Annotated in this window: 11 protein-coding genes and 1 pseudogene; 9 read left to right on the top strand and 3 right to left on the bottom strand. The window is 74.4% G+C overall.

The features are described 5' to 3' along the window. Positions 1 to 106 precede the first annotated feature (106 nt). Complete coding sequence (locus JWR81_RS07595; RefSeq protein WP_297648619.1) at positions 107 to 1,003, top strand: SGNH/GDSL hydrolase family protein; 897 nt, start codon at positions 107 to 109, stop codon at positions 1,001 to 1,003. Positions 1,004 to 1,071: 68 nt separating this feature from the next. Here the strand turns inward: JWR81_RS07595 and JWR81_RS07590 are convergent, their stop codons facing one another. Both JWR81_RS07590 and JWR81_RS07585 read right to left on the bottom strand, forming a co-directional pair. Then, the gene (locus JWR81_RS07590) at positions 1,072 to 2,670 is read right to left on the bottom strand and encodes a bifunctional 3'-5' exonuclease/DNA polymerase (protein ID WP_297648616.1); all 1,599 of its coding nucleotides are present in this window, start codon (positions 2,668 to 2,670) and stop codon (positions 1,072 to 1,074) included. Between the two features lie 117 nt (positions 2,671 to 2,787). Then, positions 2,788 to 4,230, bottom strand: a pseudogene (locus tag JWR81_RS07585) (FAD-dependent oxidoreductase); the annotation flags it as partial. 187 nt (positions 4,231 to 4,417) lie between these two features. On the opposite strand from JWR81_RS07585, the gene JWR81_RS07580 reads away from it, so the two are divergent. Next, complete coding sequence (locus JWR81_RS07580; RefSeq protein WP_297648613.1) at positions 4,418 to 5,269, top strand: LLM class F420-dependent oxidoreductase; 852 nt, start codon at positions 4,418 to 4,420, stop codon at positions 5,267 to 5,269. 60 nt (positions 5,270 to 5,329) lie between these two features. Here the strand turns inward: JWR81_RS07580 and JWR81_RS07575 are convergent, their stop codons facing one another. Beyond that, entirely contained in the window at positions 5,330 to 6,799 is a 1,470-nt protein-coding gene (locus JWR81_RS07575) for an MFS transporter (RefSeq protein ID WP_297648610.1), read from the bottom strand. A gap of 260 nt (positions 6,800 to 7,059) precedes the next feature. Here JWR81_RS07575 and JWR81_RS07570 point away from each other — a divergent pair, with 260 nt between their 5' ends. The 7 genes from JWR81_RS07570 (at position 7,060) to JWR81_RS07540 (ending at position 14,250) form a co-directional block, all read left to right on the top strand. Next, complete coding sequence (locus JWR81_RS07570) at positions 7,060 to 7,776, top strand: enoyl-CoA hydratase (RefSeq protein ID WP_297648708.1); 717 nt, start codon at positions 7,060 to 7,062, stop codon at positions 7,774 to 7,776. A gap of 109 nt (positions 7,777 to 7,885) precedes the next feature. Next, complete coding sequence (locus JWR81_RS07565) at positions 7,886 to 8,467, top strand: L,D-transpeptidase (protein ID WP_297648607.1); 582 nt, start codon at positions 7,886 to 7,888, stop codon at positions 8,465 to 8,467. A 74-nt stretch (positions 8,468 to 8,541) separates the two neighbouring features. Then, positions 8,542 to 8,883, top strand: a complete 342-nt coding sequence (locus JWR81_RS07560) for a BlaI/MecI/CopY family transcriptional regulator (RefSeq protein ID WP_297648605.1) — start codon at positions 8,542 to 8,544, stop codon at positions 8,881 to 8,883. A gap of 14 nt (positions 8,884 to 8,897) precedes the next feature. After that, positions 8,898 to 9,803 carry a M56 family metallopeptidase gene (locus JWR81_RS07555; protein ID WP_297648602.1) on the top strand — a complete coding sequence of 302 codons (906 nt, stop codon included), beginning with the start codon at positions 8,898 to 8,900 and terminating at the stop codon, positions 9,801 to 9,803. A gap of 146 nt (positions 9,804 to 9,949) precedes the next feature. After that, positions 9,950 to 10,762: an FAD:protein FMN transferase gene (locus tag JWR81_RS07550; RefSeq protein ID WP_297648598.1), complete on the top strand. Its 813-nt coding sequence runs from the start codon at positions 9,950 to 9,952 to the stop codon at positions 10,760 to 10,762. 148 nt (positions 10,763 to 10,910) lie between these two features. After that, the gene (locus tag JWR81_RS07545; protein WP_297648595.1) at positions 10,911 to 12,311 is read left to right on the top strand and encodes a sigma 54-interacting transcriptional regulator; all 1,401 of its coding nucleotides are present in this window, start codon (positions 10,911 to 10,913) and stop codon (positions 12,309 to 12,311) included. Further along, positions 12,304 to 14,250 carry a VWA domain-containing protein gene (locus JWR81_RS07540; RefSeq protein WP_297648592.1) on the top strand — a complete coding sequence of 649 codons (1,947 nt, stop codon included), beginning with the start codon at positions 12,304 to 12,306 and terminating at the stop codon, positions 14,248 to 14,250. Before JWR81_RS07545 ends, JWR81_RS07540 begins: the two co-directional genes overlap by 8 nt. The last annotated feature ends 237 nt before the right edge of the window (positions 14,251 to 14,487 follow it).

Below are 14,487 nucleotides of genomic sequence, written 5' to 3'. Positions count from 1 at the left end.
ACGAGGGATAGATCACTGTTCCTCCCCGGCGAACGCCACCGCATCCCGGCCTCACTGTCCCTCTACCGGTCAGTATCGGGTGCGCGGAGTGGTCGTTGAGCGGCATGTGACGCGCTCCCGCACGGCCCGGTGGGCCATCTCCCTGCTGACCCCGCTCGCAGCCATGGCGCTGGCCGCGACCCCGGCCGCCGCGGCCACCGACGACGAGCCCGCCTTCGGCAGCTACGTCGCGCTGGGCGACTCGTACGCGGCGGGGCCGCTCATCCCGTTGCAGATCGGGCTGCCGCCGGGCTGCCTGCGCTCGAACCAGAACTACCCGTCCAAGGTGGCCCGTGTGCTGGGCATCACCGACTTCCGGGACGTCAGCTGCAGCGGCGCCACCACCGACGACCTCGTGGGATCGCAGTCGGTGTCGCTCGGCGTCAACGCGCCGCAGCTGGACACGCTCGGCCCCGACACCGCGCTCGTCACGATGACGATGGGCGGCAACGACATCGGCTTCGCGTCGATCATCGAGGAGTGCGCGAAGCGGTCGCCGCTGCATCCCCTCGGCACGGCCTGCAAGGACTTCTACCCCTCCGGCGGCAGCGACCCGCTGTCCGCGCGCGTCGACGCCACCGCCCCGAAGATCGCCGCGGCCCTGGGCGCGATCGAGAAGCGCTCCCCCCACGCGAAGGTGGTGCTGGTGGGGTACCCGACGATCCTGCCCGACACCGGCCCCGGCTGCTTCCCCGTCGTCCCGTTCTCGGCGGGCGACGTCGCCTACCTGCGAGGGGTGGAGAAGGAGCTGAACGCGATGCTCGCCGAACAGGCGGACGAGGCCGGCGTGCAGTACGTCGACACCTACGCCCCGACGGTCGGCCACGACGTCTGCACGCTGCCGGGCACCAAGTGGATCGAGGGCCTGGTCCCGACCTCGCCCGCAGCTCCCGTGCACCCCAACGAGCTGGGCATGACGGCGATCGCGAAGGCCGTGACCACCGACCTGGCCTTATCGCGCTGAGCGGGGAACCTGCCCGTCACGCCGACCCCGGTGCCCGTCGGCGACGCCGCCCGGTTCGTGATCGGTGTTCAGTGCTCGTCGTAGCCGTCCACGACCCGGGCCTGCATCGGGAAGCGGACGGGCGTGGCGCCGAACAGCCGGCGCCCGGCCGTGGTCGCGGCGGCCTGCACGGCGTCGGCGGTGGCGGCGGCCGCCTCGGCGGGCACGTGCAGCACCACCTCGTCGTGCTGGAAGAACACGAGCCGGGCCGGACTGCCGGCGCCGCGCAGGTCCGACCGCAGGTCGGCGAGCAGCACCAGCGCCCACTCGGCGGCCGTGGCCTGCACGACGAAGTTGCGCGTGAACCGTCCGCGGGCACGGGCGGCGGCAGGCTCCTCGTGGCCGGGCCGGGCCGGCGGGCAGGTGCGGCCCAGGTGGGAGCGCACGAGCCGGCCCTCCTCGCCGGCGCGCGCCGCGTCGTCGACGAAGGCCATGGCCGCGGGGAAGCGCTTGCGGAGCCGGCCCATGAGCTGGGCGGCCGAGCCGGACCCCGCCCCGTACATCGCCGAGAGCAGGGCGAGCTTGGCCTTCGCGCGGTCGTCGCCGAACTCGCGGGCGGCGAGCGCGGCGTACAGGTCGTCCTCGTCCGGGGCGAGCGCGTGGTCGCCCGACAGAGCCGCGAGCACGCGCGGCTCCAGCTGGGACGCGTCGGCGACGACGAGCTTCCAGCCGGGATCGGCTCGCACCGCCGCCCGGACGGCCTTGGGGATTTGCAGCGCCCCGCCGCCGCGGGTGGCCCAGCGGCCCGACACGACGCCGCCCACCACGTACTCGGGATGGAAGCGGCCCCTTCCATGACCATCAGGGCGCACCCACGTGCGCAGCCAGGCCCAACCGTGCGCGGTGTGCAGCCGGGCCAGCTCCTTGTAGGCGAGCAGCGGGGCGACGGCCGGGTGGTCGACCCCCTTGAGCTCCCACGACCGCGTGGTCTCCAGCTCGACCCCGACGCGGCCGAAGGCGCGCAGCACCTCGGCGGGGGAGTCGACGTTGACGCGCCGCCCGAACGCCGCGTCGACCTCCGCGGCCAGCACCGCGAGCTTCGGTGGGCGCCCGCCGAGCACCGGCCGCGGACCGAGCGCCTCGGTGAGCAACGCGTCGTGGACGTCGGCGCGCCACGGCAGCCCGGTGGCGCGCATCTCCTCCGCGACGAGGCCCCCGGCCGACTCGGCGGCCACGAGCAGGCGCATCCGCGGGTCGGTCAGGCGTGCCTGCTGCGCGGCGTGCACCGCGACGACGTCGGCGAGCTCGTCACCGACCGGGCCGCTCTCGAACAGCGCGGGTGGCCCGTCGTCGTCGCGCAGGGGGTCCGCGGCGGGGGTGCGACCCTCCAGCCGGGCCACGGCCGCGGCGAGGCCGTGCGGCTGCCCGAAGTGCCCGTCGGCGGCGACGAGCAGGCCCTCGGTCAGCTCGACGTCGTGCGCCCGCGCCACCTCGACCCCCGCGTCGAGCAGGCGGCGGTAGGTGCGCGGCCGCGCGATCACCCACCGCGGCGCGTGCTCCTTCTCCAGCCGCGCGACGGCGAAGAGGTCCGGGAGCACCTCGACGTCCCCCAGCGGCACCCCGTGCTCGTCGAGCCTGCGGACCCGCGGCGGAGCATCCCGGGAACCGGGGTCGAGCGCGATCCTCACCGCTGGGACCCACCCCGACCGCGGGTCGCCGTGCACGTGCCCCACCCGACCCGGCGAACGGCACTCTCGTCGGGACCTGTGCGACGGACGTGCCGGTAGCCGGCCCAGGTGGGCACGTCAGCTCCGGCGGCGGGACGGGAGGAGCCCTGCCAGCAGGCCACGCTGCGGGATGCCCATGATCGGCTCCGGGCCCGCGCCCACCTCGGCGAGGACGTCGTTCGCGGCGAGGACACCGGTGGCCGAGGCGCGCTCCATGAGGCCGGTCAGGAACGGGGTGTCGACGTGGTCGCCCGCGATCCGGATGCCGCGCGCGTCGCCCGTGACCGTGGGGCGGGTGCCGGCGCTGCCCGGCGGGAACGTGGGCGCGGTGGCCTCCATCCGCTGCTGCAGGTGCACGACCTGCGCGCCGGCCGTCTCGGGCCACAGCGCCGCGAGCTCGACGCGCATCCGGGCCGTGGCCTCGTCGACTCCCGCGGCGGTGCAGGCGTAGGAGTGCAGCTCGACCACCGATCCGCCGGTGCGCGCCGCCCACTCCGCCGACGGGCGCTCCAGCCGCGAGTAGACGGTGACCGAGTCGAGCGTGGGTTCGCGGCTGACCGCGTTGAACGTGGCGCGCTCGGCGGCGACGTCGCGGTCGAGCCACAGCCGGGTGACGGCGAACGGGGGCGCCACGTGCACTGCGGCGGACCTGCGTGCCAGCCGGGGCGCGACGGCCTCGACCTCGGGGGAGAGGGCGACGAGGTCGCGCAGCGCGCCCGGGTCAGTGGCCAGCACCAGATGCCGGGTGACGAGCGACGGCCCGTCGTCGGGCTCGACGCGCCAGCCGTGCCCGTCGGGGGCGATCGAGAGCGCCCGGGTGGACGTGCGGACCTGCGCCCCGTGCTTCTCCAGGTATGCGGCGAACGGCGCCCAGATGCAGGTCAGGTAGTCGGTGTCGGGGCAGTCGAAGCCGATGCCCTCGGGGTTGCCGAGGAAGTAGTAGTGGAACATCGCCACCAGCTCGCCGGCCGAGAGCGCCCCCGGCTGCGCGAAGAACGACCGCGCGAACGCCTCGAACAGCATCGCCTGCGCACGGTCGGACATGCCCAGCGCGGCCAGGAAGTCGGCGGCGGGCATCGCGTCGAACGCGGCGGTGGTGGCGTCGCGGTCGTAGGCCAGCAGCTGCGCGGCGAGCGCCTGGTCGGAGCCCAGCACGTCACGGAGCCCCAGGCTGGGCGAGCGGGCGAACAGCGCCAGCAGGTTGAGCGGCGGCGCCCCGGGCAGGCCGGTGAGGTCCTCCGGCGGCCAGTCGCGGGAGATCACCGGGTAGCCGCCGACGGGCTTGAGGAACCCCAGCTGCGGATCGGCGCGCCGCAGGATCGCGCGCCACGTGTAGTAGTGCCGGAAGAACGCGTGGAACCCGTGCTCGACAACCTGCTCGGTGCCGTCGGGCAGCGTGTGGGGCCAGGCGCCCAGCCGCCCGCCGAGGGTGGGCGCGGCCTCCAGCAGCGTGACGTCGACGCCGCGTTCGGCCAGCACCACCGCCGCGCTGACCCCGGCGATGCCGCCGCCCACGACCACGGCCCCGGTGCCGGGAGGGGCCTCGCGGGGCAGCCGCGGGTCTGCGGGCACGAGCACACGGGGCCGCATCCGCAGGGGAGCGGCGCGCGAGGTCAGGTCACGGCTCACGACGCCGACCCTATGCGGGCCCACCGACAGCGGCGCGCGAGCCGGAATGCGCGGCGACGGCGCCCGCGTTGCTCGGTTCATGACGGTCGAACTCGGGAAGTACGGCATCTGGCGGCACGCGAGCGCGCTCACGCCCGACGTGGCACGCGAGATCGAGGCGCTGGGCTTCGGCGCCGTCTGGATCGGCGGCTCTCCCCCCGGAGACCTGCGGCTCGCCGAGTCGCTGCTCGACGCCACCGACCACATCGCCGTTGCCACGGGCATCGTCAACATGTGGACCACTCCCGCCGAGGAGGTGGCGCCCTCCTACCACCGCATCGAGAAGGCCCACCCCGGCCGGTTCCTGCTCGGTGTCGGCATCGGGCACCCGGAGGCGGTGAAGGAGTACCGCAGCCCCTTACAGACGATCGTGGCGTACCTCGACGCGCTCGACGCGGCGCGCGTGCCCAAGGACGGCCGGGTGCTGGCCGCGCTGGGCCCGAAGGTGCTGAAGATCGCCGCCGCGCGCACCGCGGGCGCGCACCCGTACCTGACGACGCCCGAGCACACCAGGTGGGCCCGTGAGCTCGTCGGGCCCGGCGTCCTGCTCGCCCCGGAGCAGAAGGTGGTGCTGGAGACCGACCCGGAGAAGGCCCGCGCGATCGGGCGCCCGCCCGTGGACCGGCCCTACCTGCACCTGCGCAACTACGTCGCCAACCTCGAGCGCCTCGGCTGGACCGACGAGGACTTCGCCGACGGCGGCAGCGACGCACTGATCGACGCCCTCGCCGTGCACGGCGACGCCGCGGCGCTGGCGGCCGGTCTGAACGCCCACCTCGAGGCGGGCGCCGACCACGTCTGCGCGCAGGTCCTGACCGCCGACAACGCGGACCCGCTGCCCGCGATGCGCGAGATCGCGAAGGCCCTGGGCCTCTCACCCGTGCGGCGATGATCCGTGCGGCGAGCGGCACCCCCGTCCGGCGAGGGTCTCGTTCGCCGGGTCGGGGCGCCCTCAGGCGTTCGGGTGGACCTGGGGGCTCGTCACGTCGCAGTGCAGGCACTCCTCGATCCTCATCCGCTCCGGGGCGGGGGTCCGCGGGCGGCGGATGAACACGAACGACACCAGCGACGCCAGCACCAGCAGCCCGGCGCTGATGAACATCGACGTGCGGAAGCCCGCGGCGAACGCGTCCGGCCGGGTGTAGTCCTCCCCGGCGATCCCCGCGACCCCCGGCACGACGGCCACCGACAGCAGCCCGGCCGCCCGCGCCACCGCGTTGTTGACGCCCGACGCCGACCCGGCGAACCGGTCGGGGGCGGCGTCGAGCACGGTGGCCGTCAGCGGCGAGACGGTGACGGTCAGGCCGGCGCCGAACACCAGCACCGCGGGCAGCACGTCGGTGACCCACGAGGCGCCCGGACCGATCCGCAGCATCAGCAGCAGCCCACACGCGCTGACCAGCGGGCCGATCGTCATCGGCAGCCGCGGGCCGATCCGCGCGGCCAGCGCCCCCGCGCGGGCGGAGAACAGCAGCATCAGCACCGTCACCGGCAACAGGGAGGTCCCCGCCTCGAGCGGGCTGAACCCCGCCACCGTCTGCAGTTGCAGCACGAGCAGGACGAACACGACGCCGAGCGCGCCGTAGATCAGCAGCGTGGCGGCGTTGGCGGCGCTGAACACCGGGTTGCGGAACAACGCGGGTGGCACCAGGGGGTGCGACGAGCGCCGTTCGACGAGGACGAACCCCGCCAGCGCCACCACGCCGACCGCCAGGGCCGCGAGCAGGTCGGGCGCGGGGCCGCGGGACCCCAGCCCGGTGAGCCCGTAGGTCAGGGCGCCGAGGCCCAGTGCGGCCAGCACGGTGCCCGCGACGTCCAGGCCGGGTGCCGACTCGACGTCGCGGCTCTCGGGCACGTGCTTGACCGCCACCGCCACGACCACCGCGGCGATCGGCAGGTTGATGAGGAACACCGCCCGCCACGTCCACTCCACGAGGAAGCCGCCGAGGAACGGGCCGATCGCCCCGGCGATGCCGCCCAGCCCGGACCACGCGCCGATCGCGGCGGAACGGTCGGGCCCGTGGAACGACGCGGAGATCAGCGCGAGGCTGCCCGGCGTCAGCAGTGCCCCGCCAACGCCCTGCAGCGCACGGGCGGCGATGAGGATCTCGATGTTCGGGGCGAGCCCGCACAGCAGCGACGCCAGCGCGAACCACACGACGCCGATGACGAAGACCCGGCGCCGGCCGAGGTGATCGGCCAGCGAACCGCCCAGCAGGATCAGCGAGGCGAGGGTGAGCGTGTAGCCGTTGACCGTCCACTGCAGGTCGGCGAACCCGGCGCCCAGGTCGTCGCCGATCCGTACCAGCGCCACGTTGACGACCGTGCCGTCGATCATCACCATCCCGGAGCCCAGCACGGTGGTGAGGAGCACCCACCGCCCCGCCGCCGTGCCCATCCGCAGCTCGCCGGCTTCGGCCACGTCAATACCCCCTCGCGTCCGCCACGGGTGAGCCCGCGACCGGGGCACTGTAGGCCCGCGCAATCGGCCGGTGAAGCATCCGAGCCCGACGGCTGCCCTCCTCCCGTCGGCCGCGCACCCGCGTCGCCGGCGGCAGCCACGCGACGTCCAACGACGCCTGCGCGGAGCGGTCCTCGTCGCCCCGGGGTTGACCCGTAACCTCGGCGATCATCACGCCGCCCGGGCCGGGCGGCCCGCGGAGGGAGCAGCAGTTGATCAACGTGTCGGTGACGGACGGCGTCGGGCTGATCGAGCTCGACCGCCCGGAGCGGCGCAACGCCCTCAACGTCGCGCTGTGCGGGGCGATCGTCGACGCCGTCGGATCGGTGCTGGCCGACGGGGCGCGCGCCGTCGTCATCACGGGGTCGGGCTCGAGCTTCTGCTCCGGCGCCGACTTCGGCGAGGTCTACACCGACGGCTTCCGCGATGCCCTCTACGCCGCGCTGCACGCCGTCACCGACGCGCCGGTGCCGGTGATCGCCGCCGTCAACGGGCCCGCGATCGGGGCCGGCACCCAGCTGGCCATCGCCTGCGACCTGCGGGTCGGGGCGCCGGAGGCCGTCTTCGGGGTGCCCACGGCCCGGATCGCGCTGGCCGTGGACCCGTGGACTGTGCACCGCCTCGCCCAGGTCGCCGGCGGCGGCACGGCGCGGTCGCTGCTGCTCGCGTGCGCCCAGGTGGACGTCGCGCTGGCCCACGCGCGCGGTCTCGTCGACCGGCTCGGCGACCGCGCCGTGGCACTCGAGCTGGCCGCCGAGATCGCGACGCTGGCACCCCTCACCCTCACGTACAACAAGCTGGCGCTGGACCGCACCGACCTCCCCGCCGACGATCCGGCGCTGGTCACGGCCTTTGAGGCGTGCTGGGAGAGCGCCGACCTGGTCGAGGGACAGCACGCCCGCGCCGAACGGCGCAGCCCGGTGTTCACCGGACGGTGACCGCGACCGGGCGGCGTGACCACAGCGGGTGAATGGGCAACGACGGCCCGTCACCTCTGGTTCACATCCTCGTTCTGGTCCGCGGGGGACGGAAAGAGGAGAGACGTTCGTGGGAGTACATGCCCGGGCTGCACGCCGTGCACCCCGTGCCGCGATGATCGCCGCGGCCGGTCTGACGCTGGCCGTGATCGCCGGAACGGTACTGGCAGGCGTCAGTGACGCCGCCGAGCCGTCCCCGGGAGCCTCGCCGGCCGCGGCCGCACCCGCCTCCCCGCCTCCTCCGCCGGGAGGGGAGGGCGGGACCAACCGGGCCGTCGATGTCCCGTCTGGCGCCCTCGTCACCGGCACGCCCTGCACCAGCTCGGCCCGGGCCTGCGTCGACCTCGACGCCCGGCTGGCCTGGCTGATCGACAAGGGGTCGGTGGTCCGCGGGCCCGTGTCGATCATGCCCGGCGACCCCCAGGACCCGACGCCGCGTGGCACGTTCCACGTCCAGTGGAAGGCCGAGCAGTACACGAGCCGCGAGTACCTCACGCAGATGCCGTACTCGGTGTTCTTCGCCGACGGGGGCATCGCCTTCCACGAGGGCCCGCAGGACACCTACTCCGGCGGGTGCGTGAAGCTCACCCACGACAACGCCGTCGCCTGGTTCAACTTCCTCCAGGTGGGCGACCAGGTGCAGGTTCGCTGAATGCAGGTTCGCTGAATGCAGGTTCATCATCGAAGTGGTGGCAGCAAGGGTTCTACTTCATGTAGAATCGCTTCGTGCCGACCCTGGGTGAGCTTGAACGCGCCGTGATGGAGACCCTGTGGTCGGCATCAGCACCCGTCACCGCCCGCGACGTGCAGGACGCGCTCGCCGGCCGGGACCTCGCCACCACCACGGTGCTCACCGTGCTGGGCAGGCTCGAGCGCAAGGGGCTCGTCAGCCGCGAGCGGGCGGGCCGGGCCCACCGGTACCGCCCCACCGCCAGCCGTGAGGACCACGTCGCCGAGCTGATGCGCGACGCGCTCGACGCCGCGCCCGACCGCGGGGCCGCGCTCGCCCGTTTCCTGGGGTCGATCCCCGCTGACGAGCGCGAATCCCTGCGGGACATGCTGGACTGAGACATCCTCATGTGATGGAGCTGTTCGCGCTGGGGCTGCTGGTGCTCGGCGTGGCACTCGCCGAGCCGGTCAGCCGTGTGCTCGCCCGTGCCGACTGGCCCGCCCGCGACCCCGTCGGCGGGCTGCTCGCGTGGCAGGCGGTCGGCCTCTCCGGCGGCTTGGCGCTGCTGGGTGCCGGCCTCGTCTACGGCGTCGCGCCGCTCGGGTCGTCCTTGGCCGAGGCCGTTCCCGCGCTCGTGCGCCCCCTGCTGGAGCTTCGGCTCCCGCGCGGGCTCGGGTTCTTCCACGTCGTCGCGCTCCTGCTGGCCGTCGCGCTGGCGTTGCGGCTGATCGGGGTGCTCGTCGTGGTCTGGTACCGCACCCTGCGGGTGCGTGCACGCCACCGTGACCTGCTCGACCTGCTCGGCACCCCCTGGCCGGCCGCGCCCGGAGCCCACGTGCTCGACCACCCCGTTCCGGTCGCGTACTGCCTGCCCGGCCTACGCTCGCGGCTCGTGCTCTCGGCCGGCGTGCTGGACGCGCTCGACGCCGAGGGGGTCCGGGCGGTGCTCGCCCACGAGCGGGCCCACCTGCGGGAACGCCACGACCTCGTCGTGCTGCCGTTCGTCGCGTGGGGGGCCACCGCGCCGTTCGTCCGCGGGATGGTGTGCGCCCAGGTCGCCGTGGCCGCGCTCATCGAGATGCGGGCCGACGACGTGGCCGCCTGCCGGGTGGCCCGCACGCAGCTGACGGGTGCGCTGCGGTCGATGGGCGGGACGGCCCCGGCCGCCGCGCTGAGCTCGTTCACCGCGGCGCTGGACCACCGGCTCAAGCGGATCACCGACCCGCCCGCGCCGCTGCCGTTCGCGCTGCAGCTGCTGGTGCGGCTGGCCGCGACCGGACTGGTGGCGCTGCCTACGGTGCTGCTTCTCCTGCCCTGACCGCGCGCCGGACAGGCGGCCGCGCCTCTTTGAGCGGGGCCACAGGTTGCTTTTCAGCGGGGCCACAGGTTGCTTCAGCGTCGTCACAGCATCGCCGTGTCATCCTCGCCGACGGACGACGGCACGCACGACCGGAGGCACCGACGATGACAGCTCCACCACTGCACACGGGACTCCGCACCGCCACGTTCGCCATCGACTGGTCGGCCTGGGACACGTGCGGCCGCCTCGTCGTCACCGATCCCGACGTGCACGCGCTCGCCCTCGAGGTGCTCAGCCGCGAGCTCGCCGTCGTCGGCCGGGCCTTCCGCACCCGCTTCGCTGCGCGACGGGCGTTCCGGGACGGAGGGTGGTCGCCCAGCATGCCCGACGGGCCTGCGCCGGCGCCGTTCCCGTACGGCCTGGCCTCGGCCTCCCCGGACGAGCCCGTCCACGTGGAGCTGCCGTCCGCCCGGTGCCGCGCCGCGGGCCCGCGCCGCCGCCGGCTGCGGATCGGGCTCGGACCGTCGCTGCGGGCCTGGACCGCGCAGCGCTGCGCCGAGGCGGTGGCCGAGGAGACACTGTGCGGCGTGCTCGTCGCGATCGGGGGCGACGTGGCCACCTCCGGTCTGGCCCCGGCCACCGGTTGGCGGGTGCGGCTGCCCGGCGGCGCCGACGCCGCACCGGCCGTGCTCGCGCTGGACGGTGGAGCCGTGTCGTGGGCCGACCTGTCCATGCCCGGCCGCACAGAGCCGCGCGAGCTCGTGGTGGCCCCGAACGGGCGGACCGTGCGGACGCACTGGCGCAGCGTCGCCGTGGTCGCGGCCACCGCGCCCGCCGCCAGCGCCGCGTGCACGGGCGCGCTGGTGTCCGGCCGGGCCGCGGTGCGGCGGCTGAACCGGCAGGGGCTGCCCGCTCGCCTCACCGACGGGGACGGCCGCGTGCGCGACGTGGGCTGGTGGCCGGGCTCGGAGCGCTAGCCCGGGCTCCGAGCCTCGTCGAGCTGCGCGAAGCAGGAGCGCACGCACCCACGACGACCGGACGGAACGGACAGCGCTGTTCCCGCGCCACGTTTCCGTGCCGTTTCCACGCGCGCCGGATGACCAGCGCGGGCGTAGCGTGGACGACGTGCCTCATGATCTTCCCGCTGATCTTCCCCGCACCCTGGGCGCGCTGCGCGCGTCCGGCCACGAGCTCCGCGGCGTCAAGGACGAGATCCGCCGCAACCTGATCACCGCGCTCCGCGAGGGACGCGACCCCTGGCCCGGCATCGTCGGGTTCGAGTCCACCGTGCTCCCGCAGTTCGAGCGGGCGCTCATCGCCGGCCACGACATCGTGCTGCTCGGCGAGCGCGGTCAGGGCAAGACCCGTCTGCTGCGTTCCATCACCGGCCTGCTCGACGAGTGGACGCCCGTCATCGAGGGCTCCGAGCTCGGCGAGCACCCCTACGACCCCATCACGCCGGCGTCGATCCGCCGAGCCGCCGAGCTCGGCGACGACCTGCCGGTCACCTGGAAGCACCGCGACGAGCGCTACACCGAGAAGCTCGCCACCCCCGACACGGCGGTGGCCGACCTCATCGGCGACATCGACCCCGTCAAGGTCTCCGAGGGCCGCTCGCTGGGCGACCCCGAGACCATCCACTACGGCCTCGTCCCGCGGTCGCACCGCGGTGTCGTCGCGATCAACGAGCTGCCCGACCTCGCCGAGCGCATCCAGGTCTCGCTGCTCAACGTCATGGAGGAGCGCGACATCCAGGTCCGCGGCTACACGCTGCGTCTGCCCCTGGACATCCTGCTCGTCGCGTCGGCGAACCCCGAGGACTACACCAACCGCGGCCGCATCATCACGCCGCTCAAGGACCGCTTCGGCGCCGAGGTCCGCACCCACTACCCGCTGGAGCTGCGCGACGAGATCGCGCTCGTCGAGCAGGAGGCGGACCTCGTGGCCGAGGTGCCGCGACACCTGCTGGAGGTCATCGCCCGGTTCACGCGCTCGCTGCGCGAGTCGTCGGCGGTCGACCAGGGCTCGGGCGTCTCGGCCCGGTTCGCCGTGGCCGCCGCCGAGACGGTGGCCGCCGCGGCCCTGCGCCGCGCTGTCATCACGGGAGAGGGCCGCGCGTACGCGCGGCCCGTCGACCTCGAGTCGGCGCCCGCCGTGCTGCGCGGCAAGCTGGAGTTCGCGTCCGGCGAGGAGGGCCGCGAGGCCGAGCACCTGGAGCACCTGCTGCGCCGGGCCACGGCCGACACCGCCCGCGCGCGGTTGCGCGGCATCGACCTCAACCCGCTGGCCGAGGCCGTCGCCGGCTCGCCGGTGCGCACGGGCGAGCGCGTCCCCGCCGTCGAGGTGGTGGCCGCGCTGCCCGCGATCGACGCGGTCACGCAGATCGCCAACAAGCTGGAGGCCGGCGGCACCGAGGACCCGGGCCCGATGGCGAGCGCGGCCGAGCTGGCGCTGGAGCTGCTGTTCCTGACCCGCCGCCTGGCCAAGGACGAGTCCGACGACGGAGACACGGTGTCGTATGGCTAGACGCAACAAGCGCTACGCCTACGGGCCCTACGCCGACGGGCCCGATCCGCTCGCGCCGCCGTTCGACCTGCGCGTCGCCATGGACGAGATCGGGCGCGACGTCATGGAGGGCGCCTCGCCGCGATCGGCGCTGCAGGAGCTGCTGCGCCGGGGCACGGAGAACCGGCGCGGCCTCGACGAGCTGACGCGCGAGGTGTGGCAGCGGCGCAGCCGGCTGCAGCGGGAGAACCGCCTCGACGGCACGCTGCAGGAGGTCCGCGAGCTGCTGGCGCGGGCGCTGGACGCCGAGCGTGACTCGCTGGGCCGCCAGGACACCGATGACGCCCGCTTCCGCGAGATGCAGCTCGACGCGCTGCCGTCCGACACGGGCGGCGCGGTCCGGGAGCTCAACGACTACGACTGGCAGTCCTCCGACGCCCGCGAGGCGTACGAGCAGATCCGCGACCTGCTCGGCCGGGAGATGCTGGACCAGCGCTTCGAGGGCATGAAGCAGGCGATGGAGAACGCCACGCCGGAGGACGTCGAGCGCATCCGCGAGATGCTCGACGACCTGAATCAGCTGCTGGCCGACCACGCCGCCGGGCAGGACACCGAGCAGCAGTTCTCCGAGTTCATGGACAAGCACGGGGAGTTCTTCCCGGAGAACCCCACGAGCACCGAGGAGCTCATCGACACGCTCGCGCAGCGGGCGGCGGCGGCCCAGCGGATGCTCAACTCGATGACGCCCGAGCAGCAGGCGCAGCTCATGGAGCTGTCCCAGCAGGCGTTCGGCGACCCGCGGCTGGCCCAGGCGATGGCGCAGCTCGACGCCCAGCTGCAGGGCCTGCGGCCCGGTGAGGACTGGGACGGGCAGGGCCGCTTCCGTGGCGAGAACCCGATGGGCATGGGCGAGGCCACGCGCGCGATGGAGGAGCTCGGGCAGCTCGACGCGCTGGCCGAGCAGCTGGCGCAGAGCTACCCGGGTGCCCGGATGGAGGACATCGACCTCGACGCGGTCGGCAAGCACCTGGGCGACCAGGCGCGTGTCGACGCGCGGGCGCTGGCCGAGCTGCAGCGCGAGCTGGAGCGCCAGGGCCTGTTCGACCGCGCCCCCGACGGTTCGTTGCAGCTCTCGCCGAAGGCGCTGCGGCGGCTGGGGGAGTCGGCGCTGCGCGACGTCGTCGACAAGATCGGGGCTCGCCGCGGCGAGCGCGACACCCACCGCTCCGGCGCGGCGGGGGAGGCCACCGGGGCCACTCGGCCGTGGGCGTTCGGCGACACCGAGGCGTGGAACGTGCCGCGCACCCTGCTCAACGCGCAGCTGCGGCAGGCGGGCGGCGACCCGCGGCGGCTCGACGTCACCGACGTGGAGATCGTCGAGACCGAGCAGAAGACCCGTGCGGTGGTGGCGCTGTGCGTCGACACGTCGTGGTCGATGGTGCAGGACGGGCGCTGGGTGCCGATGAAGCGCACGGCGCTGGCCCTGCACCAGCTGATCTCCACGCGGTTCCGCGGCGACGATCTCAAGCTCATCACGTTCGGCCGGCACGCCCGGTCGGTGGAGCTCGGCGAGCTGGTGGGGCTGGAGGGGGCGTGGGAGCAGGGCACCAACCTGCACCACGCGATGCTCCTGGCCGGCCAGCACCTGCGGCGCAGTCCGGACGCGCAGCCCGTGGTCCTCGTGGTCACCGACGGCGAGCCGACGGCCCACCTGGCGCCCGACGGCCACGCGATCTTCGACTACCCCACCAGCCCGGAGACCCTGCACGCCACGGTGGCGGAGATCGACCGGCTGATGGGTCTGAAGGCGGCGTTCACGTTCTTCGTGCTCGGCGACGACCCGCGGCTGGCGGTGTTCATGGACGGCCTCGCGAAGCGCTGCGGTGGCCGCGTGGTGGCCCCGACGCTGGACGGCCTGGGTGCCGAGGTCGTGGCGGACTACCTGAAAACCCGGCGCTGACACCGCTCACCGGCCGCTGGGTTCTCGCCGTGGACGGCGCGATCACCTGGCGGCCGGGTGACGGTCGCCGACGTCCCGTTGCTGCGCGTGGCTCGCCCAGCCGCAGGTGGCCCGGTGGTGGAACCACGAGACCACCACCGAGGCGGTCGAGCGCGACTTCGGCCCGACGGCGGAGCGCTGGGCTCGCGCGCGTGGGGGAGGGCGAGACGGAGCCCGAGAACCCGATCGACGCCCCCT

The sequence above is a fragment of the Pseudonocardia sp. genome (assembly GCF_025965585.1).
In the GTDB taxonomy this organism is placed as follows: domain Bacteria; phylum Actinomycetota; class Actinomycetes; order Mycobacteriales; family Pseudonocardiaceae; genus Pseudonocardia.
Note: the sequence above shows the minus strand (reverse complement) of the source record. Positions and strands in the feature narration are given on the sequence as shown.